General features: G+C 70.5%; 22 protein-coding genes and 2 tRNA genes. 12 read left to right on the top strand and 12 right to left on the bottom strand.

All coding sequences use genetic code 11. The annotated features are described in order from the left end of the window. Nucleotides 1–192: 192 nt before the first annotated feature. On the bottom strand, nucleotides 193–981 hold the full coding sequence (locus tag B9Y95_RS17095; RefSeq protein WP_085513710.1) for a DeoR/GlpR family DNA-binding transcription regulator: 789 nt from the start codon (nucleotides 979–981) through the stop codon (nucleotides 193–195). A 175-nt stretch (nucleotides 982–1,156) separates the two neighbouring features. On the opposite strand from B9Y95_RS17095, the gene B9Y95_RS17090 reads away from it, so the two are divergent. The 7 genes from B9Y95_RS17090 to B9Y95_RS17065 all read left to right on the top strand — a co-directional run bounded on the left by B9Y95_RS17090 (nucleotide 1,157) and on the right by B9Y95_RS17065 (nucleotide 8,266). Next, nucleotides 1,157–2,041, top strand: coding sequence for an SIS domain-containing protein (locus B9Y95_RS17090; protein ID WP_085513708.1), 885 nt, complete (start codon nucleotides 1,157–1,159; stop codon nucleotides 2,039–2,041). Continuing rightward, entirely contained in the window at nucleotides 2,038–2,916 is an 879-nt protein-coding gene (locus B9Y95_RS17085; RefSeq protein WP_085513706.1) for an ROK family protein, read from the top strand. The genes B9Y95_RS17090 and B9Y95_RS17085 overlap by 4 nt, the downstream gene beginning before the upstream one ends. After that, nucleotides 2,913–3,860 (top strand): 1-phosphofructokinase family hexose kinase, encoded by a 948-nt coding sequence (locus tag B9Y95_RS17080; RefSeq protein WP_085513704.1) that lies wholly within the window; start codon nucleotides 2,913–2,915, stop codon nucleotides 3,858–3,860. The genes B9Y95_RS17085 and B9Y95_RS17080 overlap by 4 nt, the downstream gene beginning before the upstream one ends. Beyond that, the gene (locus B9Y95_RS17075; protein ID WP_085513702.1) at nucleotides 3,857–4,696 is read left to right on the top strand and encodes a class II fructose-bisphosphate aldolase; all 840 of its coding nucleotides are present in this window, start codon (nucleotides 3,857–3,859) and stop codon (nucleotides 4,694–4,696) included. Before B9Y95_RS17080 ends, B9Y95_RS17075 begins: the two co-directional genes overlap by 4 nt. Before the next feature lie 571 nt (nucleotides 4,697–5,267). Next, nucleotides 5,268–5,438: a hypothetical protein gene (locus B9Y95_RS20760; RefSeq protein WP_159453443.1), complete on the top strand. Its 171-nt coding sequence runs from the start codon at nucleotides 5,268–5,270 to the stop codon at nucleotides 5,436–5,438. Nucleotides 5,439–5,583: 145 nt separating this feature from the next. Continuing rightward, a complete protein-coding gene (locus tag B9Y95_RS17070) occupies nucleotides 5,584–7,164 on the top strand; it encodes a cation:proton antiporter (RefSeq protein ID WP_064296856.1) in 1,581 nt (526 codons plus the stop codon). A 73-nt stretch (nucleotides 7,165–7,237) separates the two neighbouring features. Further along, the gene (locus B9Y95_RS17065) at nucleotides 7,238–8,266 is read left to right on the top strand and encodes a YdcF family protein (RefSeq protein WP_085513700.1); all 1,029 of its coding nucleotides are present in this window, start codon (nucleotides 7,238–7,240) and stop codon (nucleotides 8,264–8,266) included. Between the two features lie 94 nt (nucleotides 8,267–8,360). Here the strand turns inward: B9Y95_RS17065 and B9Y95_RS20755 are convergent, their stop codons facing one another. After that, complete coding sequence (locus B9Y95_RS20755) at nucleotides 8,361–8,735, bottom strand: hypothetical protein (protein WP_159453442.1); 375 nt, start codon at nucleotides 8,733–8,735, stop codon at nucleotides 8,361–8,363. Nucleotides 8,736–8,861: 126 nt separating this feature from the next. Here B9Y95_RS20755 and B9Y95_RS17055 point away from each other — a divergent pair, with 126 nt between their 5' ends. After that, nucleotides 8,862–9,752: an alanyl-tRNA editing protein gene (locus tag B9Y95_RS17055; RefSeq protein ID WP_085513698.1), complete on the top strand. Its 891-nt coding sequence runs from the start codon at nucleotides 8,862–8,864 to the stop codon at nucleotides 9,750–9,752. A 26-nt stretch (nucleotides 9,753–9,778) separates the two neighbouring features. On the opposite strand, the gene B9Y95_RS17050 is transcribed toward B9Y95_RS17055, so the two are convergent. Beyond that, nucleotides 9,779–10,291 (bottom strand): DUF4190 domain-containing protein, encoded by a 513-nt coding sequence (locus tag B9Y95_RS17050; protein ID WP_085513696.1) that lies wholly within the window; start codon nucleotides 10,289–10,291, stop codon nucleotides 9,779–9,781. 180 nt (nucleotides 10,292–10,471) lie between these two features. Between B9Y95_RS17050 and B9Y95_RS17045 the strand changes: the two genes are divergently transcribed. Both B9Y95_RS17045 and B9Y95_RS17040 read left to right on the top strand, forming a co-directional pair. Beyond that, entirely contained in the window at nucleotides 10,472–12,709 is a 2,238-nt protein-coding gene (locus B9Y95_RS17045; protein ID WP_085513694.1) for a HelD family protein, read from the top strand. A gap of 103 nt (nucleotides 12,710–12,812) precedes the next feature. Continuing rightward, nucleotides 12,813–13,523 carry an endonuclease/exonuclease/phosphatase family protein gene (locus B9Y95_RS17040; protein ID WP_085513692.1) on the top strand — a complete coding sequence of 237 codons (711 nt, stop codon included), beginning with the start codon at nucleotides 12,813–12,815 and terminating at the stop codon, nucleotides 13,521–13,523. A 180-nt stretch (nucleotides 13,524–13,703) separates the two neighbouring features. Here B9Y95_RS17040 and B9Y95_RS17035 read toward each other — a convergent pair whose 3' ends face one another. The 3 genes from B9Y95_RS17035 to B9Y95_RS17025 form a co-directional block, all read right to left on the bottom strand. Further along, nucleotides 13,704–14,447: an RNase H family protein gene (locus B9Y95_RS17035; protein WP_085513690.1), complete on the bottom strand. Its 744-nt coding sequence runs from the start codon at nucleotides 14,445–14,447 to the stop codon at nucleotides 13,704–13,706. 91 nt (nucleotides 14,448–14,538) lie between these two features. Further along, on the bottom strand, nucleotides 14,539–15,507 hold the full coding sequence (locus tag B9Y95_RS17030) for a putative RNA methyltransferase (RefSeq protein WP_143736552.1): 969 nt from the start codon (nucleotides 15,505–15,507) through the stop codon (nucleotides 14,539–14,541). Nucleotides 15,508–15,613: 106 nt separating this feature from the next. After that, nucleotides 15,614–16,519: a hypothetical protein gene (locus tag B9Y95_RS17025; RefSeq protein ID WP_143736550.1), complete on the bottom strand. Its 906-nt coding sequence runs from the start codon at nucleotides 16,517–16,519 to the stop codon at nucleotides 15,614–15,616. Nucleotides 16,520–16,621: 102 nt separating this feature from the next. Here B9Y95_RS17025 and B9Y95_RS20460 point away from each other — a divergent pair, with 102 nt between their 5' ends. After that, nucleotides 16,622–16,870, top strand: coding sequence for a hypothetical protein (locus B9Y95_RS20460; RefSeq protein ID WP_143736548.1), 249 nt, complete (start codon nucleotides 16,622–16,624; stop codon nucleotides 16,868–16,870). A gap of 217 nt (nucleotides 16,871–17,087) precedes the next feature. On the opposite strand, the gene B9Y95_RS17020 is transcribed toward B9Y95_RS20460, so the two are convergent. The 6 genes from B9Y95_RS17020 to serS form a co-directional block, all read right to left on the bottom strand. After that, nucleotides 17,088–17,176 (bottom strand) — tRNA-Ser (locus B9Y95_RS17020). A 236-nt stretch (nucleotides 17,177–17,412) separates the two neighbouring features. After that, on the bottom strand, nucleotides 17,413–18,753 hold the full coding sequence (locus B9Y95_RS17015; RefSeq protein WP_085513683.1) for an LCP family protein: 1,341 nt from the start codon (nucleotides 18,751–18,753) through the stop codon (nucleotides 17,413–17,415). 91 nt (nucleotides 18,754–18,844) lie between these two features. Continuing rightward, nucleotides 18,845–18,929, bottom strand: a tRNA-Ser gene (locus tag B9Y95_RS17010). A gap of 96 nt (nucleotides 18,930–19,025) precedes the next feature. Next, nucleotides 19,026–20,273 carry an LCP family protein gene (locus B9Y95_RS17005; protein ID WP_085513681.1) on the bottom strand — a complete coding sequence of 416 codons (1,248 nt, stop codon included), beginning with the start codon at nucleotides 20,271–20,273 and terminating at the stop codon, nucleotides 19,026–19,028. 146 nt (nucleotides 20,274–20,419) lie between these two features. Further along, nucleotides 20,420–21,244: an HAD family hydrolase gene (locus B9Y95_RS17000; RefSeq protein ID WP_085513679.1), complete on the bottom strand. Its 825-nt coding sequence runs from the start codon at nucleotides 21,242–21,244 to the stop codon at nucleotides 20,420–20,422. Then, entirely contained in the window at nucleotides 21,241–22,506 is a 1,266-nt protein-coding gene (gene serS / locus B9Y95_RS16995; RefSeq protein ID WP_085513677.1) for a serine--tRNA ligase, read from the bottom strand. Before serS ends, B9Y95_RS17000 begins: the two co-directional genes overlap by 4 nt. Before the next feature lie 57 nt (nucleotides 22,507–22,563). Here serS and B9Y95_RS16990 point away from each other — a divergent pair, with 57 nt between their 5' ends. Beyond that, nucleotides 22,564–23,532, top strand: coding sequence for a diacylglycerol/lipid kinase family protein (locus B9Y95_RS16990; protein ID WP_085513675.1), 969 nt, complete (start codon nucleotides 22,564–22,566; stop codon nucleotides 23,530–23,532). The last annotated feature ends 77 nt before the right edge of the window (nucleotides 23,533–23,609 follow it).

Below are 23,609 nucleotides of genomic sequence, written 5' to 3'. Positions count from 1 at the left end.
CAGTGACCGGGAGGGCGGCTCAGCGAACGGGAGGGGATGGCTCAGCGGCCGAGAGGAGGGACAACGAGCGGGAGGGTGCGGCACTTCGACAGGCTCAGTGACCGGAGGAGGGCGGCTCAGTGACCGGAGGGGGATGGCTCAGTGACCAGAGGGGGCGACTCCGCGACTCACCGGTCGGCGACCGCGGGAGACTCAGGCGGCGATGATGAGCTCGACGCCGGCCGCGGCCAGAGCGTCGGCGAGTGTCGGATCCACCGACTGGTCGGTGACGAGCACGTCGATGCGGTCGAGCGGGCAGATGCGGGCGAAGGTCGCCTTCGTCATCTTGGTGCTGTCGGCGACCACGATGACCCGCTTCGCGACCTTGACGAACTCCTGGCTCACCGAGGCCTCACCCTCGTGGAGGGTGGTGGCTCCGAACTGCGCACTCAAGCCGTCGACGCCCAGGATCGCGACGTCGAGGGCGATCTCGGCGAGCGCCCCCGCCACAAGAGAACCCACGAGTTCGTAGGACTGGCGGCGCGCGACGCCACCCGTCACGACGATCTTCACGTGGGAGCGCACGGACAGTTCGAAGGCGATGTTGAGCGCGTTCGTCACGATCGTGACCGAGGCGTCGCCGTCCGAGCGGACGAGGTGCTCGCTCCGCCCGATCACTCGCGCGACCTCACTCGTGGTGGTACCGCCGTTGAGTCCGACGGCGTCGCCCACGTTGATCAGGGCGGCCGTGGCCTTCGCGATGGCCATCTTGGCGTCGGCCTGTCGGGCGATCTTGTACTGCAGCGGCAGCTCGTAGCCGGTGCCGAGGGCGGCGGCACCGCCATGGGTCCGCGTGACGAGTCGCTGTTCGGCGAGCGCCGTCAGGTCGCGACGAGCAGTGGCCGCGGAGATGCCGAGCGCTTCGCCGATCTCCGCGATCGTCACGTTGCCGCGTTCGCTCACGAGCTCGAGCAGGGCGTTGAGTCGCTGTTGCTGCGTCATCTGTCCTGCTTTTCCGGTCGGGTCGGGCGTACTGTGACCATCATATGGGCGCCCAGCCAGCGCCTGTCTGATTGATTCTGACGATTTGCACTGGTATCGATCAGATTCGATCCGGTATGGTTGCGGCAACGCATCGCCATGCTGCGATCGCGTCCCCTCACGTGAAAGGCACGTCATGCCCGAGACCTTCGTCGCCGCCGAACTGGCGTCGCAGCCCGAATCCTGGCGCACCGCCGCCGCCCTCGTGCCGGAGGCCGGTGCCGTGCTGCCGCAGCCGGGCGAGCGGGTCGCGGTGGTCGGGTGCGGCACCAGCTGGTTCATCGCGATGAGCTACGCCGTGTTGCGCGAACAGGCGGGGCTCGGCATCACGGACGCGTTCGCCGGCTCGGAGTTCCCCGGCGTCCGCGACTACGACCGCATCGTCGCCATCTCACGCTCCGGCACGACCACGGAGATCGTGCACCTGCTGGAGGCGGTGGGCGACTCGGTCACCACCGTCCTCGTCACCGCGGTCGACGACTCCCCTGCGACCGTTCCGGCGGCACACGTCATCGCCCTCCCCTTCGCCGACGAGCGTTCCGTGGTCCAGACCCGCTTCGCCACGACGACGCTCGCGCTCCTCCGCGGCTCGCTCGGCCACGACGTCGAGGCACTCGCCGTCGAAGCCGAGCAGGCACTGCAGATCCCGATCGACGAGTACCTCGCCGCCGACCAGGTCTCCTTCATCGGACTCGGGCACGCCGTGGGCCTCACCTTCGAGGCCGCGCTCAAGACGCGGGAGGCGGCACAGTTCTGGGCGGAGTCCTACCCCGCCATGGACTACCGCCACGGTCCTATCGCGATCGCGCAGCCCGGCCGACTCGTCTGGTCCCTCGGACCGACGCCCGCCGGCCTGCCGGAGGACGTCGCGGCCACCGGAGCGACCTTCGTGCAGCACGACCTGGACCCCATCGCCGGGCTCGTCGTCGCACAGCGCTTCGCGGTCGCATTGGCTGAGGCCCGCGGCCTCGACGCCGATCACCCCCGTTCGCTCACGCGCTCCGTCATCCTGACGCCGTGACCGAGCGGGCGGTCCTCGGCATCGATGTCGGCGGGACCGGGATCAAAGCCGCACTGACGGATGCCGACGGCACGGTCCTCGGGCGCTGGCGCGAGGCGACGCCCTCGGGCGACACCTCGGGTGCTCTGACTCGCGACATCGTCCTCGGACTGGTCGCCATCGCGAGCCGCGTCGCAGCCCCAGCGGCCGTCGGGGTGGTCGTGCCCGGCGTCGTCGACGAGGAGCACGGCGTCTGCATCCACGCGGTCAACCTCGGTTGGCGCGACCTCGCCTTCCCCGAGCTCCTCCGTCCCGCGCTCGACGTCCCGCTGGCCTTCGGGCAGGACGTCCGCGCCGGGGCGTTGGCGGAAGCGGTCTCGGGCGCTGCAGCCGACGTCACGGGCACGATCGCGTTCGTACCGGTCGGAACCGGTCTGGCCTCGGCGCTCGTCATCGACGGCGTCCCCTTCGCCGGCGGCGGCTGGGCCGGCGAGATCGGCCAGCGCGTGATCCAGGACGGCCCGCATCGTGGGCTCCGGGTCGAGGAACTCGCCTCAGCGGGCGGCATCGCGCGACGCGCGGGCGCCCGGGACGCGAAGACCGTCGCCGACGCGGTCGCCAGCGGTGACACCGCCGCCATCGCCATCTGGAACGACGCCGTCGATGCACTCGCCGAGGCCCTCGCCGGCATCACCGTCGTCGCCGCACCCACCGCCATCGTGATCGGCGGTGGGCTCGCCCTCGCCGGAGCCGCCCTCTTCGAGCCACTCGAGCACGGACTCCGTGAGCGACTCGACGTCGTCCGCGTCCCGCAGCTCCTGCCCGCTCGTCACGGCGACGAGGCGGCCACGGTCGGTGCGGGGATCCTCGCGCGCCGACTGGTGACGGCCCGATGACCACCCCTGGTGCGCGCCGCGTCGTGGTCGTCACGCCGAACCCGGCCGTCGACATCACCTACACGGTCGCCGAGCAGCAGCTCGGGGTCACGCAACGCGTCCAGTCCGTCGTGCGGCGTGCCGGCGGGAAGGGCGTGAACGTCGCTCGCGTCCTCGAGACACTCGACGTCCCGACCCTGCAGGTGCTCCCCCTCGGTGGCGCCTCCGGCACCTGGCTCGCGGACGCCCTCGCGGCCGACGACCTCCCCACCCGGGTCGTGGAGCTCCGCGCCGAGACACGCTCGACGGTCGCGGTCGTCGACGGCATCCACCATCCGACCCTCTTCGCCGAAGCCGGTCCGGTCGTGACACCCGAGGAGTGGGCCACCCTGACGACCGAGCTCCGACGCGCACTCCACGACGCGAGCGCACTCGTCATCTCGGGCTCGCTCCCGCCGGCCACGCCCGACGCCGTCGTCGAAGCCCTCGTCCGAACCGGGCACGACGCCGGCGTCCCCGTGATCGTCGACGTCAGCGGCACGGCGCTCCTCGCCGCGGCCCGCGCCGGTGCGACGATCCTCAAACCCAACCTCGACGAGGCCCTCGAGGCGACGGGCGCCGCCGACCTCGCATCGGCTCGCGCGGCACTCCTCGCGCTCGGCGCCCGCGCGGTCGTCATCTCCCGTGGGGCCGACGGCCTCACCGCCGGCGACGCCGATGGTGCCCACGAGGTCCCGGCCGTCCCCGGCGTCAGCGGCAACCCGACCGGCGCCGGTGATGCCGCCACGGCCGGCCTGGTCGCAGCACTCCGCGCGGGAGCCACACTTCCCGAGGCGCTCCGCACGGCGGCGGCGGCAGGTGCTGCGGCCGTGCTCGAACCGATCGCCGGCGCGATCGACCTCGCCGCCTTCCACCGATTCCTCGACGCACCCGCCGCACCCGACCCCATTGGAGCAACCGAATGACCACCGCCCTCGACTTCACCACGCTCCTCGCCAACGCCTCGGCCTCGAACGCCGGCATCGCGGCGTGCAACGTGGTCCTCCTCGAGCACGCGGAGGCGATCGTCGCCGGCGCCGAGGAGGCCGGGCTGCCGGTCATCCTGCAGATCAGCGAGAACTGCGTGCGGTACCACGGGTCGCTCGCCCCCATCACACTCGCCTCGCTGGCCATCGCCCGCGCAGCGACGGTCCCGGTCCTCGTCCACCTCGACCACGTGGAGTCGGCCGAGCTCGTGCGCGAGGGCGTCGAGCTCGGCGTGGACAGCGTGATGTTCGACGCCTCGACCCTGCCGTACGACGAGAACGTCCGCGCGACGAAGGAGATCGTGGACTTCTGCCACACGCGCGGCGTGGCCGTCGAAGCGGAGCTCGGTGAGGTCGGCGGGAAGGACGGCGTCCACGCTCCGGGCGCGCGCACGGTGCCGGCAGAGGCCGTCGCGTTCGTCGCAGCGACCGGCGTCGACGCCCTGGCCGTGGCCGTCGGCACCTCGCACGCGATGACGAGCCGGGAGGCCGCCGTCGACCACGCGCTGATCGCGCAGCTCCGCCGCGAGGTGCCCGTCCCGCTCGTGCTGCACGGCTCCTCCGGGCTCCCCGACGACGAACTCCGCGCGGCGGTGCGATCAGGGATGACGAAGATCAACCTCTCGACGCACCTCAACGGACTGTTCACCCGGGCGGTGCGCGACGTCCTCGACGAGCAGCCGAAGCTCGTCGACCCCCGCACCTACGTTCGCGCCGGTCGCAGCGCGGTGGCGACCGAGACCGCGCGGATCCTGCACCTCCTCGCGACGGACTGAGCACTCCCAGGAATCCCACAGCAACACGCAACGCTGAGCTGTTAATATATATTGTGTTGGAGTTCTTCCAACACCTCCACCGGTAACCGATCGTCCCCCGCGATCACCCTCCGGCCTCCCGAACCCGATATCCCTTCGGGTGCGCGGGAGATACGGCCACCCCTCCCCTAGGTGCGGTGGCCCGAAGCTCTGCGACACCGCCGGTCGATGCTCGGGTCCAACCTCGGGCATCGACCCGCGCACGCTCCGACGCCCGTCATTCCCAGGTCGTTCTCAGCTTGGTCGCGTATATTCGTTCCTCGAGTGCCGATGTCGCAACCGGCTTCCGTGTGCAGAGTCCACACCTCCACGGATACGCCGATGCTCCCGACACGACACCACCAGCCGTCATCCAGAACGGCGAACAACGATCCACCGGACGGCCCCAGCCGACCAGCGCAGCCGAATCTCGGCGCAGCTGCACTCCGGACGGTCTCGTCGCTCCATCCATGCGACCAGCACTGATCGTCATCGCATTCCCCCTCTGGAACCGGCCCATCCATCATCCGCAACACCAGAATCGAGAATCACCATGTCCATCACTCAGACTCGGACCCCCGCGTCCGCAGGCCGTTCCGCGGGCACCGCCGTCCACGGCCGCGGTCACTCCACCGAGAAGCTCACCTACCGCTTCGGTCTCCGCACCCGCGAGACCGGTGCGGAGCAGCGCGGCTCCAGCAGTGCGGCCAACCGCCGCGGCTGAGCCGCCTCACCGTTCCAACCGACGCCCCCGCACGGCTTGACCGTGCGGGGGCGTCGTGCGTCCGCAACCGGCACCGATCCCGGCCACTCCGGAGTTCGGACGATCGTATGGACGACCACGGCCTCCCGGGTGGGAGAATCCCCACATGGATCCCGTCGCACTCATCTCGTGGATCGTCGTGTTCGTCGTCGTCACCGTCATCGTCTCTGGCCTGTCCGGCCGAGCGGGCGTCTCCGCCCCGGTGGCACTGGTGCTCGTCGGCGGCGTCGCGTCGTTCATCCCCGCCGTCCCGACCGTCGAGATCGAACCCGACCTGATCCTCTACGGACTGTTGCCGCCGTTGCTCTTCGCGTCGGCGATCCGGATCTCCCTCATCGACATCCGTGCCCGTAACGACGGCATCATCCTGCTCTCGGTGGGAGCGGTCGCGTTCACCGTCGTGTCGGTCGGGTTCGCCAGCTGGCTCCTCATCCCGTCGATCACCCTCGCGGCGGCGTTCGCGTTCGCAGCGGTCATCGCACCGACCGACGCCGTCGCCGTGAGCGCGATCGCCGGACGACTCGGGCTCCCCCGCCGTGTGCTGACGATCCTCGAGGGCGAGAGCCTGCTCAACGACGCCACTGCACTCGTGGCACTCAACGCCTCGATCCTCGCCATCACGAGCGTCGTCAACCCCGTCATGATCGCCGGAGAGTTCGTCATCGAGGTCGTCGCCGGCGTCGGCGTCGGTCTCGCGGTCGGCTGGGTGCTGTCCGAGGTCCGCCGACGCCTGCGCGCCCCAGTCCTCGACACCTGCCTCTCCCTCATCACCCCGTTCCTCGCGTTCCTCCTGGCGCAGGCGATCCACGGTTCGGGCGTCCTCGCGGTCGTCACCGCCGGGCTGCTGCTCGGCTACCGGGCGCCCATCGTGCAGTCGGCCGAGGCACGCATCGCCGAGTCGCTCAACTGGCGCACCATCCAGTTCCTGCTCGAGAACGCCGTCTTCCTGTTCATCGGGCTCAACCTGGCGGGCATCCTCGAGGGGGCGATCCAGACCGGTCCGGGGCTCTGGCCGACCGTGTTCATCAGCATCGGGGTCCTCGCGGCGCTCATCGTCTCGCGGTTCGTGTGGGAGATGACGGTCACGGCGATCTACCGTCTCGGGCCGAGACGGCTCCGTGAGCGGAGCTGGTCGTGGGGAAACGGGATCGCCGTCTCCGCAGCCGGCGTCCGCGGCGTGGTGACCCTGGCGGCCGTGTTCCTGCTGCCCGAGGACACCCCGTCGCGCGAGTTCCTGCAGTTCCTGGCGTTCGTCGTCGTGGTCGGCACGCTCCTCTCGGGGCTCGCGCTCCCCCGGATCATCCGCGCGCTGCACCTCCCGCCGCCGAACCACAGCCAGGAGCGCGTCGAGCAACTGATGCTCATGGCGGAGGTCCAGACGGCCGGCCTGGACCGCCTCGACGAGCTGACGACCGAGGCGGACGAGGAGCAGGTGCTCAACCGTCTGCGGACCAATGCGAGCTTCGTGGCCAACGCCCTCGAGCAGTACACGGGTGACGGCTCCGAACTCCGCACGGTCGCGTTCGCCCGACTCCGCCGCCAGATGATCGCGGCGGAACGCGAGGCGCTCCTCTCGGCGCGCGCCGAGGGTCGCTACCAGGAACCGGCGGTCGCGGCGGTCCTGGCGGCGATCGACGCCGAGGAGGCGACCCTCAAGGCGATGACGCCGAAGCCGCCGCGGTCATAGCACCCCGAACGCTCTGCCCGCACGCCCCATCCGAACGACCGGTGCAGGACGATCGGTCGGGCAGGATGAGCGCATGATCATGTTGTTCCCGGCCGCCGTCTTCGCGGTGCTCTACGTCGCGAGTCGACGCCGCGACGCCCGCCGCCTGCGCAACGGGGTCTTCCTGGTCTCCGCGATCGCCTGCGGGCTGGTGGCACTCCTCTCGGAGGCGTCCCGCACGACGCCGTTCACCGTGCTCCTCGCCGCGTTCGGCACGGTCCTGCTGGTGGGCGTGCTCGGGGTCCTCCTCATCGGCAACGGCATCACGATGCTCCGGCTCGAAGGACGCAGCCTGGGCAACCTGCTCTCGCTGTTCGCCGGGGTCGCGATCCTCGTCCTGCCCGTGCTGGCCGTGCTGCTGGTCCTCGGAGCGCACCCGCAGTCCCTGCCCTCGTGGCTGACGATCGTCCTCGTCGCATTGGGTCTCCTGCTCGGGTTCGCGTGCTGCTACGCGGCGGCGACGTTCGCGGCCTTCGGCGTGTACTCACTCGTCTACAGCCGCTACCGCCACACCCGGACGCCCGACGCCCTCGTCGTCCTCGGTTCCGGCCTCATCCACGGCGAGGTCCCGCCGTTGCTGCGCAGTCGCCTGGACCTGGCACTCCGCATCTACCGGGCCACGTCACCGGGGATGACGCGACCGCTCCTGATCCCGTCCGGCGGCCAGGGCGACGACGAACCCCGCCCGGAGGGGACGGCCATGGCCGAGTACCTCGTCGCGAACGGCGCGGACCCGTCGGACGTGCTCCCGGAGACCGCGTCCACGAGCACGCGCGAGAACCTGTTGCTCTCCCGGGACCTGCAGCAGTCAGCCGGGCGGGACGGAGCGACGATCGTGGTGACGAACAACTACCACGTCCTGCGCGCGGCGCTCCTCGCACGTTCGATCGGGAGCGACGCGCAGGTGATCGGCTCCCCGACGGCCGCCTATTACGTGCCGAGCGCGTTCCTCCGCGAGTACGTCGCCATCATGGTCGAGCACCGCCTGCTCAATGCACTGGCGATCGCGGGCGTCGCCGGCCTGATCGCCCTCGCCGTGGTCTGGTCGCTCCTACCGATCTGAGCCGCCGTCTCGCTCGGGCACGGCGACCGCAACGCGCGACGGGCCGTCGTCCGAATGGATCGGAGGACGGCCCGTCGGGCGTGTGGTGTCCGACTCAGTCGGGTGCGGTGTCGTAGACCTCGCGGGCGTCGTCGGTGGCCTCGGAGGCCGGCCCGGAGTCGGGCTGGTGGTCGGCCGAACCGTCGGCGTCGCCGCCCTCGCCCTCGGCCAGCGGTGCGTCGAGTTCGGTCGAGGGCTCCGGGGTCTCGACGGCCTCCTCGGTCGCCTGCTCCTCGTCGGGAGCCGCGTCCTCCGAGCCGGTGCCGTCGACGGTCTGACTCGACCCGTCGGCGCCCGGTCCGGCGGTCGTCTGGTCGGAGCTCACGAGCTCCGCGGTGTCGATGTCGGCACCCTCCCAGGCCTCCTGGTCCGCTCCGGCCGCACCGGTCGCGAGGTCGTCGCCTGAACGCTGGTTCTGCTGATCCGTCATGATGCACTCCTCTCCGCGGAACGCGTCGCGCTCCGTGTCCTCGGACTCTACGTCGTGATCCTCCACGGTCTCCCGGGGTTGACAGCCACCGACGGGCGCCCGGGCCGGCCGCGATAGCGTGGGGACATGAGCCTCCCCGTCACGGACACACGCGTCACCTATCCCTCCGGTGCCCTCGTCTCGACGGGCACGGTGCTGCACGTCGAACCGGCCGGCGACCACCTCGCCGTCGTACTCGACGAGACGGCGTGCCACCCGGTCGACGCCGCGTGGCCCGACCAGCCCGCCGACACGGCGACCATCACCTTCGGTGCGGGTACGAGCGCCGAGGAGGTCGCCGTGATCGATTGCGTCGTCGCCGCGAGCGACGGCACTCAGTTGTACCTCGGCGCCGACATCCCCGTGAAGAAGGGCACCGAGGGGTGGGCCTTCCTCGTCGCCCACCTGGTCTCCACCGAGGCGGCCCGGAGTGCCGTCGAGGGCGCGACAGCGCGCATCGAGGTGGAGGCGCCCACCCGACACGCGCTCTCCGCCGGGCATACCGGGTGCCACCTCGCATCACTCGCCTTGAACACCGCGCTCGCCGACGCTTGGCGCAAAGAGGTCGTCCCCGACGCCCTCGGGGCCCCGGATTTCGACGCGCTCGCCTGCGAGTCGTCGCGCATCGCTCCGAACGCGTCGACCGACCGCTACCGCATCGGCAAGTCGCTCCGGCGGAAGGGGTTCGACCCGGCCGCCCTCGACGACCTCGACGCGCTCGGGTCACGCATCCGGAACACGCTCGACGGCTGGTTGGACAGCGGCGCCGCCGTCCGGATCGATCGCGAGGGCGAGCTGCTCACCGATCGGCGCAGCTGGCACTGCGAGCTGCCGGGCGGCCCTGCGGTCATCGCCTGCGGCGGCACCCACGTGGCATCGCTGAGGCAGTTCTCGAGCATCGCGGTCTGGCTGGAACGCGAAGACGTCGACGGTGCCGTGGTGCTGTCCATGGTCAGCACGGTCGTCCCGGCCGGCTGACCGGCGGCTCGGCGGCTGACCAGGGGCTAGGCTTCGATGCCCGTGGATGCCGCACCGCCGACGCCGGCGAGCAGCCCGCCGATGACGAACACCCAGAGCAACACGAGTGCCGCCCAGACGAGCAGGAACAACCCGTTGAGCACGACGCCCGTGATGGCCATCGCGCGACCGGCGGGCTCGCGGCGGAGCCCCATGAGGCCGAGGACGAATCCGACGACCGGGAGCACGAAGGTGAACCCGAAGAACAGCGACACCAGGCCGATGACCATGCTGGAGATGCTGAGCCCCTTCGGCGGCGACGCCGGGTACGGGTACGGCGCGGGGTACACGGGCGCATACGGCTGCGCGTACGGCTGCAGGGCGTACTGCTGCGGGTAGGGCTGCTGCTGCGGGTAGGGCGCCTGCTGGGCGTACGGCTGCACCCCGTACTGCGGCGACTGGAGCTGCTGTTGCGGGTACGACTGCGGCGGAACCGGCTGCTGCGAGTGCGCCTGCTGCGGCGCAGGGGGCTGCTGCTTCGATCCGTCCGGTGTGCTCATGCCCGCCAGCCTATCGATCCGCTCGCGCTCGATGCCCGACGGGCACCCCCGACAGCACCCTCCAGCTCTCTGGGAGCTCAGGCGCAAGGGCGGTGAGGGGCTCGGAAAGCGACTACCGTATTCGTGCGGTCCTCGCAGGGAACCCGGAACACGGACCGCGCCACACCCAGAAGGAGCACCGTGCAGAACGACGCGATCGCCGAGGAACAGGACCATCTCGATCGGCTGCACGACGTGATCCGGTCGCAGTCGGACCTCGAGGAACGACGCTCCGAACTCGCCCTCCGCGCCTTCGACGGCGACGACGACTCGAGCTTCTCGGAACGCGACGCCCTGGTCGCCCACCACCGCCAGCGGATGGTCGAGCTGCGTTCGTCCAGCTACGGACTCCTCTTCGGCCTCCTCGAACGCGAGACCGACGAGCGGCACCACATCGGGCGCATCGGCCTGCGCGACCCGGAGAGCGGCGACCAGCTCCTCTTGGACTGGCGCGCGCCGGCCTCGCGCCCGTTCTACACCGCGACGCCGCTCCGCCCCGAAGGCCTCCGCCTGCGCCGACGCATCGGCACGGCCGGTCGCCGCGTCACGGAAGTGCACGACGAGGTCCTCGACACGACCATGCTCAGCGACGACGAGCCGAGCGGCATCGGCGAGTCCGGTGCGCTGCTGGCGGCCCTCGGTCGCGCCCGGACCAAGCACATGGCCGACATCGTCGACACCATCCAGGCCGAGCAGGACGCGATCATCCGGGCACCCCTCCCCGGCACGCTCCTCGTCCAGGGTGGTCCGGGCACCGGGAAGACCGCCGTCGCGCTCCACCGTGCGGCGTACCTCCTCTACGAGCACCGCGAGCGACTCATGCGCAGTGTCGTGCTCATCGTCGGGCCGAACTCGACCTTCCTCGACTACATCAGCCGCGTGCTGCCGTCGCTCGGCGAGACCGCCGTCGTCCTCGTCACCCCGGCGACCCTCGTGCCCGGACTCGACGCACACGCGGAGGACTCGCTCGAGGCCGCCGAACTCAAGGGTCGGCTGCGGATGGCCGACGTCGTCGCCCGGGCCGTCCGCGAGCGCCAGGTGCCGCTCGACGAGCCGGTCACGATCCGCATCGCCGGCGACGGCCCGCTCCGCGTCACGCCGGGCGTCCTGCGCCGGATCAAGGCCGGGATCGAGCGCTCGGGTACGCCGCACAACGAGGCGAAGCTGCGATTCGACCGCGCCGTGCTGACGCACCTCATCGGGCTCGAGGCGAAGCGCGACGGCTTCGAGCCCCGCACCGGCGAGGACGCCGACGAGCGCCGACAGGAGCTGAGCGAGGAGCCCGCGGTCGAGGAACTGCTCGACACGATGTGGCCGATCCTCGAACCGGCCGAGATCATCGACCGCCTCTTCACCGACCCCGAGCTGCTGGCTCGCGTCGCTCCCGACCACACCGAGGAGGAGCGTCGCCTGCTGCTCCGCGAACCCGCCACCGGAACGGACGGCACAGCTGCGACCGACTGGGCCGTCCGGCTCACGCCCGGCGACATCGCCCTCGTCGACGAGGCCGCCGAGCTCATCGGCGAAGACCAGCGCCCCGAGCTGGAACGGCAGCGCCGCGCCGCCTACGAACGCCGTCACGACGTCGAGTACGCGCGCAGCGTCCTCGAGATGATCGGTGACATCAGCATCGACGACGAGGCCCAGGACGACGACTACCTCCGTTCCGCCCAGGACCTCGCCGACCGCCAGACCATGGAGGACGACCGCAGCCCCGCGGAACGCGCCGCGAGCGACCGCACCTGGGTCTACGGGCACGTCATCATCGACGAGGCGCAGGAACTCACCCCCATGCTGCTGCGGGCCGTCCTGCGACGCGGTCCCAACCGCTCGATGACGCTCGTCGGCGACATCAACCAGCAGAGCACCTCCGCCACCCGCTCCAGCTGGCAGGAGCTGCTCGGCCCCCAGCTCCCGCGCTGGACCGAGGAGCTGCTCACCGTCAACTACCGGACGCCCGAGCAGATCATGGCGCTCGCCGATCCCGTCCGGCTCGAACTCGACCCGGACTCCCCGGCGCCCGTGTCGATCCGACGCGGCGAGGAGGAGCCCGTGCAGCTCACGGTCGAACCCACTGCGCTGGCCCCGACGGCGGTCCGCGCCGCCGTCGACGCGATCACCGCACACGCCGGTATCGCGGGCGTCATCGCACCCCGCTCGCTCCTGGCGGAGATCGACACCCTGCTCGCCGACGCCGGAGCCGATCGCGCGCGGGTGTGGACCGGCACCGCGCGCGAGAGCAAGGGCCTCGAGTTCGACAGCGTCGTCCTCGTGCAGCCCGCCGCGCTGGGCGGGACGGGCCACGCGGCCCTGTCGCTCCGGTACGTCGCGCTCACCCGCGCCACCCAACGGCTCACGGTCGTCGACTCGTCGAGCTGACCGTCGGCATCCGGCGACGCACCCGTCGTCCGGACCCCTCCAGAGCATCGGGCGACGGGAAGGACCGTAGGCTTGGGCTCTGCCAACAGAATGTGAGGCTGGGATGAAGGTCATCAGCTACAACCTCCGCAAGAACAAGGCCAGCGGCGAGCTCGTCGCACTCACCGAGGAGTTCGGCCCCGACGTCCTCGCGTTGCAGGAGGCCGACACCCTGCAGCTGCCCGCCGAACTCGGCGGCCTGCACCTCGCCGACAGCACCCACCGCAACCGGCTCGGCCTCGCGATCTACTACCGCCGCGACCGGTTCACCGCCGAGTCGACGCAGACGTTCGCGCTGAAGAAGTCGCTGCACGACATGGTGCTCGCGCCGGCGCACGAACGGCTCATCGGCACCCGCCTCACCGACGTCGAGGCCGGGCGCGAACTCATCGTCGCCTCGTTCCACGCGGCCCCGCTCACCGCGCTCAACTCACTGCGTCGGCACCAGATCAAGGCCGCGCACGAGCAGCTGCACGCGATGGGCGACGTCCCGACGCTCATGGTCGGCGACTACAACTACCCGCTCTTCCAGAAGGGCCTCGGCACCAAGATGCAGGAGAGCGGCTACGATCTGAGCCTCAGCGACCGCAGCACCTACACCCGCTACAAGATGTTCCGTGGGCACTTCGACTTCGCGACGTCCGTGGGCCTCAAGATCGACCGGGTGCAGACGCTCCGCCGCGGTATCTCGGACCACCTGCCGATCCTCGTGGACGCGAGCTACGGCTTCGCCGTGCCCGAGGACGACGGCGCACCGGAGTCCGCCGCCCGCTGACCCGGTCGCCTCCCCCTGTGCGCGCCCCGTCCGTCTCCTCACACCTCCTTTTCCTCTTTCCCTAACTCAGGACGACGTCGGCGTGTCGCGAGGTCGGCGCCCTATATCGGTCCGACACGCCGAGGCGTTCCTGAATTAGGGACCGAGCCGTGGGCCCGACGTGGACCCGCGGGGGCTGGATCAGATGAGGCCGCGGAGGAACTCCTGGACGCTCGTGCCGGCCTCGCGGGCGCGACGCACCAGGCGCTCGTGCTCGTCGGACGTGAGGTCGAGGGTGAGCTGGTGCCACGTCGGCTCGACGTCGAGTGAGAACAGCGCGCCGTCGTCCTCCGCGTCGAACACGGGGGCGGTGCGCTCCTCCTCCACCTCGAGGTCGGCGAACAGCTCCGGCTCGGTCGTCTCCGGTGCGTCCTCAGCGACGGCGTCGGTCTCGGGGGTCGCCGGGGCCGCCGCAGCTCCGGCACCGGTCCAGCCTGGTCCCTCAGGCACCGGCGTCTTGCGCTGGAACGCCTCGGCGGCCGTCCGCGCGCGGATGTCGGCGGCCTCGTTGAGCCGGTGACCGACGTGCCCCTTCACCCACTCGAACCGGTAGCGCCGCCCGGCGATGGCGGCGTCGATCTCCTGCATGAGCTCGAGGTTCATGACGGGCTTGCCGTCGCCCTTCTTCCAGCCCTTCTTCTTCCAGCCCGGCATCCACTTCGTGATCGAGTCGATGACGTACTTGCTGTCGCAGAGGATGTGGAGGTCCTCGTCGAGGTGCTCGGTCGCGCGGAACAGCTCGAGGACGGCGCGCAGCTCGCCCATGTTGTTCGTGCCGTGCGGCCATCCCCCGGCTGCCCAGCAATCGTCGTCGACATACCAGGCCCAGCCGGCGGGTCCGGGATTGCCGAGGGCGGAGCCGTCTGCGGCAGCGGTGATCGTCATGAGCGCCTTTCGATGAGTGCCCTCCATCGTATCGACGCGCCACTGACGCCCCGACGCCGGCCTCGAGGTGCCGGCGTGAGAGTGGCCGGCGTCAGGCTGGCCCGAAGACGCTGAGCGTGACGGCGACCGTGACCGTCGTGTAGCCGGGCAGGTCGGCGATCGCCTGCTCGAAGACGTCGTCGTCGAGGTGGTGGGCGCTCGGCCCCATGCGGACCTCGTCGCGAACCTCTTCCGGCATCAACTCGACGGCGTACTCGAGCGTGTCGCGGGAGCGGAGCGCGAACCCGTCGAGCTGCGCGTCCAGTCGGGCGTCCTTGCGCTCGGCGATACCGATCATGCCGAGTCGGTCGCGCAGCTCGGCGAGGTGACCGGGTTGGGGCGTCACGACGGTGAGCAGGCCGTCCGGGCGGAGCACCCGATGCATCTCGGGACCGTTGCGTGGGCCGAAGATGCTCAGCAGGTGGTCGACCGAGGCGGTCCGGAGCGGGAAGGGTGCCCAGGCGTCGGCCGTGGCGGCTGCCGCTCGTCCGTGCGCGCGCGCTGCGCGGCGTGCTGCGAGCGGTGACAGGTCGAACCCGAACCCGCGCCAGGCCGGCCGGGCGTCGAGGATCCGGCCCAGGTAGTAGCCGGTCCCGCCGGCGATGTCCACGACGAGTGGGGCGCTGTCGTCGTCGACCGAGCCGTCCGGGAGGAAACGCGCGAGCGGCAGGGTCGTGGCGACGTGGTCCGCGATCGGCTCGTAGTGCTCGGCCTCGAGGAACGCTGCGCGGGCCGCGACCATCTCCTGCGTGTCGCCGGTCTTCGGCGTCCGACCGCCGACGACGAGCGAGGCGTACCCCTGCCGGGCGATGTCGAAGCTGTGACCGGCGGGGCAGCGCAACACGCGGTCGCCGAGCTCGAGGGTCGCGGTGCAGATCGTGCACGCGAGATCGGGGGCGACGAGGCTCAGCCGATCGTGCTGCGGGACGTCGGCGAGGATCGGCATGCCTTCGAAACGCTCCGCTTCCAGCTGCTGTGTCCGTCGCCGCCGCGATGCTTCCGGTTGTCGCACTTCACCCACACGGTGAGTCTAGGCGCGTGCCGCATGGTGCGTGCGCCGGAACGTTCGAGCGGCGATCGGTCGCGGCGGGGCTTCGGCACCGCGGTGACTCGATCAGCTCGCCGACTCAGTCCTCGAGCGCGCTCCGCAGACGCTCGACGTCCTCGCGTGCTGCGTCGCTCGTTCGCTGCGCCCGGTCAGCCTCTCGTTGGCGTCGGGCCCACTCGCGATCGGCGTCGGCGATGTCCGCGTCGAGCTCCTCGAGCCGCCGTGCGAGGTCCTCGCGGTCACGCTGCAGTCCCGCTCGCCGGACCGCCGACTCGTCCAGGAAGGCGATCGTCTCCTCACTCGCGCTGGACGCTGCCTCCTCGTCGCGCTCAGCCGCCTCCAGCCGGGCCCGAAGGCGTCGGCGTCGGTCGTCGTCGTCATCGTGGGAATGGTCGCCGTCTCCGTCGCCCCGCGTCCCGACGGACCCGTCGGCGGTGGAGCGTCTACCGGGGGTTCCGGCCCCGCCGACGACACCACCCCAGCCCGCTCCGCTCGAGGTCGGGGCGTCGGTCAGCCGCCCGGACGACACCTGCGCGGCGAGGTCGGCATCAGCACTCGCCGCTTGCAGACTCTGGCGGACGGTCTCGATCACCGCTCCGGAGAGCGACGCCCCCTCTGCTGCTGCGGCTTCGACGGTGGCGGTGACGAGCGTCGCGATCAGCGAGCGACGTTCGGCGCCGAGCGTGCGGAGCGCTGCGGCGTCCCCGTAGCGTTGAGCGTCGCCGAGCGCGGAGCCGAGCTGTTCGAGTTCGCCGAGGAGGTCGGGGCGGTGCGCCGTCAACGCGTTGAGCGCCCAGGCGGCGACCGACGGTTTGCGGAGCGCGAGGATCGCCGTCGCCAGGTCGTCGTCCCCGTCGTCGCGCGCTGCGACGGCAAGGCGTTTGCGCTCCGTCACGAAGCCGCTGAGGGGGACGCGCAGCAACTCGACGGCGGCGGACGCGAGGCCCGTCGGGGCCGGCGTTCCGGTGTCGCGGTCGTCGGGCACGGTGCCGCTCCCTCGCATCATTTCACGTCAGGCTAGCGCCCTCTTGCGCCAGAACGGAGTCCGACTGTCGCCTTTTCGGGGGTCGATACCGACAATGTGGACATGGATGCCAGACCTTACCCCGATACGGTGGAGCCGCCAGAAACAACGGCCTGCACCGACTTGAAGTCCCTCCTCAGGACCGTGGACTTCCCGATCTCATGCCGCGAACTGCAGTCGATCGCCGTCCGTTCCGGACTCGACCGCGGGACGCTCGCCGCGCTCAACACGCTCACCGAAGAGCACTACGCCGGCTCGTTCGGCATCCTCCGCGAACTTCGCCACCACGGCGAGCTCCGTCGCTCCGCCTGACCACCCCGCCTGACCGCCCCGCCCCGGCACCTGGTGGACTCCCCAGCGCGGTGCGCTGACGTGAGCGCGGGTCACAGACGCGGGCGCGGGTCTCCGGAGGGGCGCGCTCACGTGTGCGGGGCGCGGTGACTTCAGCGCACCGCGCTGGCTATTCCGACAGACATCGCGCAACACAGAAACCCCCGGCGAACCGAGGGTTTCGAGCTGAGATCCAGTGCGGAGACGGCGGGATTTGAACCCGCGGTCCCCTTACGGGGACTCCACCTTAGCAGGGTGGTGCACTAGGCCGAACTATGCGACGTCTCCATGTGCGCTCGCAAGCGGACGCACGACGACCAGCATAACCGGAGATGGGCGTGGTGACGAATCCCCGGGGTCGATCAGGCCCGAGACGCCCTTCGACACGTCGACACGTCGACACGCTCAGTACGGCGCAGCTCTGTGCTGCGCAGCTCGCAGACCGGCGCTCTGGTCCCCGGGGATCAGTCGAACGACAGGGACCGAACCAGACGAGGACCGAGGCCACTGACAGAGCGGAACGCCTACTGGTCCTCGAGGGTACGACCGCGGGAGCAGGTGCGCTGGTCCGCGGTCTGGCCGGTCACGGACGACGGAAGGACCACTGCACCACCGGCGGCGGGGTCGGTCGCATCGGCAGGTGGAGCCGTCGCGGCAGGGTCGGCTCCGGCATCCGCGCCCTCGGCGGGGTCGACCGCGGTCGGATCGGTCGGGTTCGCCACCGCACCGGCGCCGGTCGCACCCGAGAGCTGGATCGGCTGGTCGTTGCCGAGCGCCTCGAACAGCGCGGTCGCCGCATCGTCGATCGGCTCGACGCCACCCTCGACGGCCGCGTTCGGGTACTGCACGAACGCGATGTTCGCCAGGTCGACCTCACGCAACGTCATGGCGATCGCGATCATCGTGTCGAGGCTCGTCAGGCTGTCGGACAGCTGCATGTTCTTCGCCGCCGCCTTGGCCAAGGAGTAGAGGATTCCAGGATTCGTCAGCGTCTCGGCGCTCTTGACCTGCTGCATCATCGCCGACAGGAACACCTGCTGGTTGCTGATGCGGCTGAGGTCGCTACCATCGCCGACGCCATGCCGAGTGCGGAGGAACTGCAACGCTTCGTACCCCTCGAGCGTGTGTTCACCGGCCGAGAGGAAGGTGTTCGTGTACTCGTCCTCGATCGGGTCGGCGACACATACCGTCACCCCGCCGAGCGCGGTCGACATGGCCATCACGCCACTGAACTGGACCTCCGCGGCGAACGGGATCTCGAGCCCGGTGAGCTGCGACACCGTCAGCGCCGTGCAGGCGAGCCCGCCGTAGCTGAGCGACGTGTTGATCTTCTGCCGGCTCATCGAGTCGAACGAGCCACCGGACGGGTCGGGACAGGACGGGATGGGGACGAACATGTCGCGCGGGAAGCTGACGACCGTCGCGTTGCTGTGGTCCTCGGAGATGTGCACGAGCATCGTGACGTCGTTGAGGTTGCCGGTCTCCTCTTCTGCGTCACCGAAGACGGGGTCCTGCCCGGCACGAGAGTCGCTGCCGACGATGAGGAGGTTGACGCCACCCGGATACGCCCCGATCGCGGGCAGGTCGGTGACCGCCTCACCCTGCGAGTCGACGAGCGCGACGCCGGGTTTCACGGTCGCGGCGACGTCCCAGAGCGCGATGCCGGCGACGATGCCACCGCTCACCAGCGCGACCGCGAGCGTCGAGGCGACGATCTTCAAGCCGGTCGCGATCGGGTTCGACCGCTTGAGTCGTCCGTGGCGGGCGATGGTCGCGAGCTTCTTCGGGCGGGGCCCACGAGCTGCCGGTCGGCGTGCCGCGGCGTCGCCGGCGGGCTCGTCGATGTCGGTCGAATGCGGGGGCATCCGTCGATTCAACCACGGGTTCATGTGAAGCGCACAGCCCGGCGGCCGAGCATCGAGGCGCGGGAGCCCCGTGACGTGGTGAAGGAAGCTGCGGAGGGCGTGGGATTCGAACCCACGAGACATTTCTGCCCACCAGTTTTCAAGACTGGCTCCATCGGCCGCTCGGACAGCCCTCCTGATGGTCGATCGCCCACGATGACGCAGCGGACGACCAGGATCGAGTGTATCGGATGGGGCCAGCGGCGAAGCGGCCCCATCCGATCACGCGGTGACTACTGGTCTTCCTCCGGACGACCGGCCGTGCAGGTGTTCTGCGCGGCGTTCTGGCCGGTGATCGTGTCGGGCAGGGCGACGGGGCCGGCGGCCGACGGGTCCGCAGGCGCAGCCGGGTCCGCCGTGGCAGCGGGATCCGCCGCCGCATCGGTCGTCGCCGGGTCTGGCGTGACGGGAGCGTTCGGGTCGGTCACGACGTACTTGCCGGTGGCGGACAGGGCGACCGCCTGGTCGCTCTGCAGCGCCGTCCACAGGACGTCAGCATCGGAGGTCGCCTCGACCCCGCCCTCGACCGTGGCCGTCGGCGTCTGGACGAACGCGACGCGGTCCAGGGGGATGTCCTTGAGCGCTGCGGCGATCGACACCATGGTGTCGATGTTGTTCAGGCTGTTCGACAGCGTCACGTTCTTCAGCGCTGCGCGGGCGATCGAGTAGAGCTTGATCGGGTCGGAGAGCGTCTCGCTGCTCTTCAGCGTGCGGACGAGCGAAGAGAGGAACACCTGCTGGTTCGAGATGCGAGAGAGGTCGCTGCCGTCGCCGACGCCGTGACGCGAGCGGAGGAAGGCGAGGGCGGACGCGCCCGAGAGGTCGTGGGTGCCGACGTCGAGGTTGATGCCGCTCCAGGCGTCGTTGAGGGGCTCGGTGATACACACCGGCACGCCGCCGACCGCGTTCGACATCGAGATGACGCCGTCGAAGCCGATCTGCGCGGCGAAGGGGATGGACAGCCCCGTGATGCCTTCGACCGTGGACACCGCGCAGGCGAGCCCGCCATCGGCCCCGCCGTACATCAGGGCGGTGTTCATCTTGTCGCGACCGTTGCCGCCGTCGGCGCAATCGCCGATCTGCACGTACATGTCGCGCGGGAAGCTGACGACCGTCGCGCTCGAGTGGTCTGCCGAGATGTGCATGAGGATCGTGACGTCGTTGAGGTTCTCCTCGCGATCGCCGTACGCCGCATTGCCGTCGCCGGAGTCGCTGCCGACGAGGAGCAGGTTCACGCCGCCCTCGATCGCGCCGATGTTGGGCGGCGGTGCACCCGGCGTCTCGTTGTCGAGGTGGGCGACGGGCTTCACGCTGTTGGCGAGGTCGAGCGCTGCCACACCGGCGACCGCGATGCCGCTCACGCCCACGACGGCCGCCGTTGCGGCGATCACCTTCGCAACGGTGACGAACGGGTTCGACTTGCGGAGTCTGCCGTGACGGACGGCGGCGCGCGGTTTGGACGCGTCGGCGTTGCGGGTCATGGATCTCGCTCTCAGGTCAGGAACAGGGGCGGCTGGAGCCCTTGACACCGGGCTGCAGCGAGTCGTCCGGCGGCACCGGAAGGCGGCGCACACCGACGCCCCGTGCCCACCGGAAACGGCGTATCGGCACGGAGCTTTGGACGATGCTAACCCGAAATGCTCCTCAGGAGCTGAGAGAGACCGTCGTCGGTGACCGTGCCGGTCACCTCCGACGCGACCGCGAGGACCTCCTCGGGCGCCTGGCCCATGGCGACACCGCGTCCTCCGGCCGCCGCCCAGCCGAGCATGTCGACGTCGTTGCGGCCGTCGCCGACGGCGACCATCTGCGAGCGTTCGAGCCCCAGCCACTCGCGCACCCGCTCCAGCGCGGTCGCCTTGTTGACGCCCTTCGGCGCGATGTCGAGCCACGCCGTCCACCCGATCGCGTAGCTGACCTGGCTGAGCCCGATGCGGTCGACGATGCGGAGGAACTCCTCCTCGTCGTGGCTCGGGGACACGACGACGACGCGCGTCACCGGGCTCGTCACGAGCTCCTCGAACGGCACCTCGATCGCGTTCTCGAGGTTCCAGTCCTCCATGCCGACCGTGTACTTGCGGAAACCGTCGGGGTACTCGACCATGTAGCTACCCTCGGAGAGGTGCGGCTGGATGAGACCGAGGACCTCCGTTGGGTCGAATGTCTCCATGAAGAAGCGCTCGTAGGAGTCGGGCTTCGACTCGTCGCGCTTCATGATGAGCGCACCGTTCGCGCAGACGACGTACTGCGGCGTCAGCTCGAGCTCCTCGAGCACCGGGCGCGTGCTCTCCCAGCTGCGACCGGTGGCGAGCGTGACGATGTGGCCGAGCGAGACCACGCGGCGCACCTCGTCGGCGACCGACAGGCTGAGCGAACCATCCTCGTGCAGCACGGTGCCGTCGATGTCGAGGGCGATGAGCAACGGGGTCGCGGTGGTGGTCGTCTCGTCCGTCATCGGATCGGCCTCGCGACCTCGATGCCGCCCAGGTACGGGCGCAGCACCTCGGGGATGACGACGCTGCCGTCCTCCTGCTGGTGCGTCTCGAGGATCGCGACGATCCAGCGGGTGGTCGCGAGCGTCCCGTTGAGCGTCGCGACCGGCGTGGTCTTGCCCGACTCCGTGCGGTACCGGGTGTCGAGGCGACGCGCCTGGTAGGTGGTGCAGTTCGAGGTGCTCGTGAGCTCGCGGTAGGCGTCCTGCGTCGGCACCCAGGCCTCGACGTCGAACTTGCGTGCCGCGCTCGATCCGAGGTCGCCGGCGGCCGTGTCGATGACCCGGTAGCTGAGGCCGAGCGACTGCAGCATCGCCTCCTGGTACGACAGCAGGCGCTCGTGCTCGGCGGCGGCGTCCTCCGGCTTGGTGTAGACGAACATCTCGAGCTTGTTGAACTGGTGCACTCGGATGATGCCGCGGGTGTCGCGTCCGTAGGACCCGGCCTCCTTGCGGTAGCAGGTCGACCAGCCGGCGTAGCGGAGCGCGCCCTGCTCGAGGTCGAGGATCTCGTCGGAGTGGTACCCGGCGAGCGCCACCTCGCTCGTGCCGGTAAGGAAGAGGTCTTCGCCGGCGATCTGGTAGACCTCGTCGGCGTGCTCACCGAGGAAGCCGGTGCCCTTCATGATCTCGGGGCGCACCAGCGTCGGCGTGATGAGCGGGACGAAGCCGGCCTCGATCGCGCGGTCGAGCGCGAGGTTCATGAGGGCGATCTCGAGGCGGGCGCCGATGCCGCGGAGGAAGTAGAAGCGCGAGCCGCTGACCTTGGTGCCGCGCTGCATGTCGATGGCGCCGAGGAGTTCGCCGAGCTCCAGGTGGTCGCGCGGGGTGAAGTCGAAGGAGGGGCGTTCGCCGACCTCGCGGAGCGTGATGAAGTCGGCCTCGCCGCCGGCGGGCACGCCGTCGAGCACCGGGTTCTGGATGCGACCGGCGACGTCGGCGAAGTAGGCCTCGGCCTCCGTCGCGACCTGCTGGGCCTCCTTGACGCGGGCGGCGAGCTGTTGCGCCTGGGCGACGAGGGCGGCCTTCTCCTCCTTGGGGGCCTTGGCGACCTGCTTGCCGAACGCGTTCTGCTCGGCACGGAGTTCCTCGAACCCGGTGATCGCGGCGCGGCGTGCGGTGTCGGCGTCGATCGCCTGGTCGACGAGGTCGACGAGGGACCCTCGCTTCTGCTGCGACGCTCGGAGGACTTCTGGCTGTTCGCGGAGGAGTACGGGATCGATCACCCGGCAAGTCTAGCGATCGAGGTCGGTGACGAGGCCCCGGGACAGTACCGTTGGGCCATGCCGACTCCCCCGCACGCCGCGCTCGTGTACAACCCGGTGAAGGTCGACGCCACCAGGCTGCGGAGCGCGTTGGAGGCACGGTCGCACGAGGCGGGATGGGCGGCTCCGCACCTGTACGAGACGAGTGTCGACGACCCCGGTGTCGGTCAGGCGCGGCGCGCGGTCCTCGACGGTGCTCAGGTGGTGCTCGTGGCCGGCGGCGACGGGACCGTGCGTGCCGCCGCCGAAGGGCTGCGCGGGAGCGGTGTGCCGCTGACCCTCATCCCCTCGGGGACCGGCAACCTGCTCGCGAGGAACCTCAAGCTGCCGCTCGGCGACCAGGTGGCCGCGATCGGGACGGCGTTCACCGGTGACACGCGAGCGATCGACATCGGTGTGGCCATGATCACCCGCGCCGACGGGTCGGAGGAGGAGCACGCGTTCGTCGTGATGGCCGGCATGGGGATCGACGCGATGATGATCGCCACCGCGAACCCCGACCTCAAGAAGTCGCTCGGCTGGCTCGCCTACGTCGAGTCCGGTCTCCGCTCGATCGCCACGGCCGCGCCGTTCCGCATCCACTACCAGTTGCGCGGGCACCGGCAGCATGCCGCGACCGTGAGCTCGGTGCTCGTCGGGAACTGCGGCACGCTGCAGGGCGGGGTGCAGCTCATGCCGGACGCCGAGCTCGACGACGGGTTCCTCGACGTCGCGGTGCTGCAGCCGAAGGGTGCCTTCGGCTGGCTGCTCGTGTGGCGGAAGGTGACGTGGGAGAACCGGGTCCTGCGGCGGACCGCCGTGGGGCGACGGATGATCCGCTTCACCGAGGGCCGGGGTGGGAACACCGTGACGAACCTGCGTGCTGAGGCGCTGACCGTGCGGGTCGACGAGGCGCAGGACCTCGAGCTCGACGGCGACGCGTTCGGCCTGGCGACGATGGTCGCGTTCGACGCGCACCGCGGCGGGTTGCTCGTCAAGCTCCCCTAGCCACCACCCGTCCCCCATCCCGACTCGGTGTGGGAGGGGTGCCAGCGCGGTGCGCTGGCGTGAGCGCGGGCCATGGA

Origin of the sequence: Plantibacter flavus, from assembly GCF_900177615.1 — a bacterium.
Taxonomy (GTDB): Bacteria; Actinomycetota; Actinomycetes; order Actinomycetales; family Microbacteriaceae; genus Plantibacter; species Plantibacter flavus.
Note: the sequence above shows the minus strand (reverse complement) of the source record. Positions and strands in the feature narration are given on the sequence as shown.

What these genes read in the sequence shown, in the direction of transcription:
- B9Y95_RS17095 (WP_085513710.1), bottom strand. Translation starts at nt 981, where the DNA reads ATGACGCAGCAACAGCGACTCAACGCCCTGCTCGAGCTCGTGAGCGAA.
- B9Y95_RS17090 (WP_085513708.1), top strand. Translation starts at nt 1,157, where the DNA reads ATGCCCGAGACCTTCGTCGCCGCCGAACTGGCGTCGCAGCCCGAATCC.
- B9Y95_RS17080 (WP_085513704.1), top strand. Translation starts at nt 2,913, where the DNA reads ATGACCACCCCTGGTGCGCGCCGCGTCGTGGTCGTCACGCCGAACCCG.
- B9Y95_RS17075 (WP_085513702.1), top strand. Translation starts at nt 3,857, where the DNA reads ATGACCACCGCCCTCGACTTCACCACGCTCCTCGCCAACGCCTCGGCC.
- B9Y95_RS20760 (WP_159453443.1), top strand. Translation starts at nt 5,268, where the DNA reads ATGTCCATCACTCAGACTCGGACCCCCGCGTCCGCAGGCCGTTCCGCG.
- B9Y95_RS17070 (WP_064296856.1), top strand. Translation starts at nt 5,584, where the DNA reads ATGGATCCCGTCGCACTCATCTCGTGGATCGTCGTGTTCGTCGTCGTC.
- B9Y95_RS17065 (WP_085513700.1), top strand. Translation starts at nt 7,238, where the DNA reads ATGATCATGTTGTTCCCGGCCGCCGTCTTCGCGGTGCTCTACGTCGCG.
- B9Y95_RS20755 (WP_159453442.1), bottom strand. Translation starts at nt 8,735, where the DNA reads ATGACGGATCAGCAGAACCAGCGTTCAGGCGACGACCTCGCGACCGGT.
- B9Y95_RS17055 (WP_085513698.1), top strand. Translation starts at nt 8,862, where the DNA reads ATGAGCCTCCCCGTCACGGACACACGCGTCACCTATCCCTCCGGTGCC.
- B9Y95_RS17050 (WP_085513696.1), bottom strand. Translation starts at nt 10,291, where the DNA reads ATGAGCACACCGGACGGATCGAAGCAGCAGCCCCCTGCGCCGCAGCAG.
- B9Y95_RS17040 (WP_085513692.1), top strand. Translation starts at nt 12,813, where the DNA reads ATGAAGGTCATCAGCTACAACCTCCGCAAGAACAAGGCCAGCGGCGAG.
- B9Y95_RS17035 (WP_085513690.1), bottom strand. Translation starts at nt 14,447, where the DNA reads ATGACGATCACCGCTGCCGCAGACGGCTCCGCCCTCGGCAATCCCGGA.
- B9Y95_RS20460 (WP_143736548.1), top strand. Translation starts at nt 16,622, where the DNA reads ATGGATGCCAGACCTTACCCCGATACGGTGGAGCCGCCAGAAACAACG.
- B9Y95_RS17015 (WP_085513683.1), bottom strand. Translation starts at nt 18,753, where the DNA reads ATGCCCCCGCATTCGACCGACATCGACGAGCCCGCCGGCGACGCCGCG.
- B9Y95_RS17005 (WP_085513681.1), bottom strand. Translation starts at nt 20,273, where the DNA reads ATGACCCGCAACGCCGACGCGTCCAAACCGCGCGCCGCCGTCCGTCAC.
- B9Y95_RS17000 (WP_085513679.1), bottom strand. Translation starts at nt 21,244, where the DNA reads ATGACGGACGAGACGACCACCACCGCGACCCCGTTGCTCATCGCCCTC.
- B9Y95_RS16990 (WP_085513675.1), top strand. Translation starts at nt 22,564, where the DNA reads ATGCCGACTCCCCCGCACGCCGCGCTCGTGTACAACCCGGTGAAGGTC.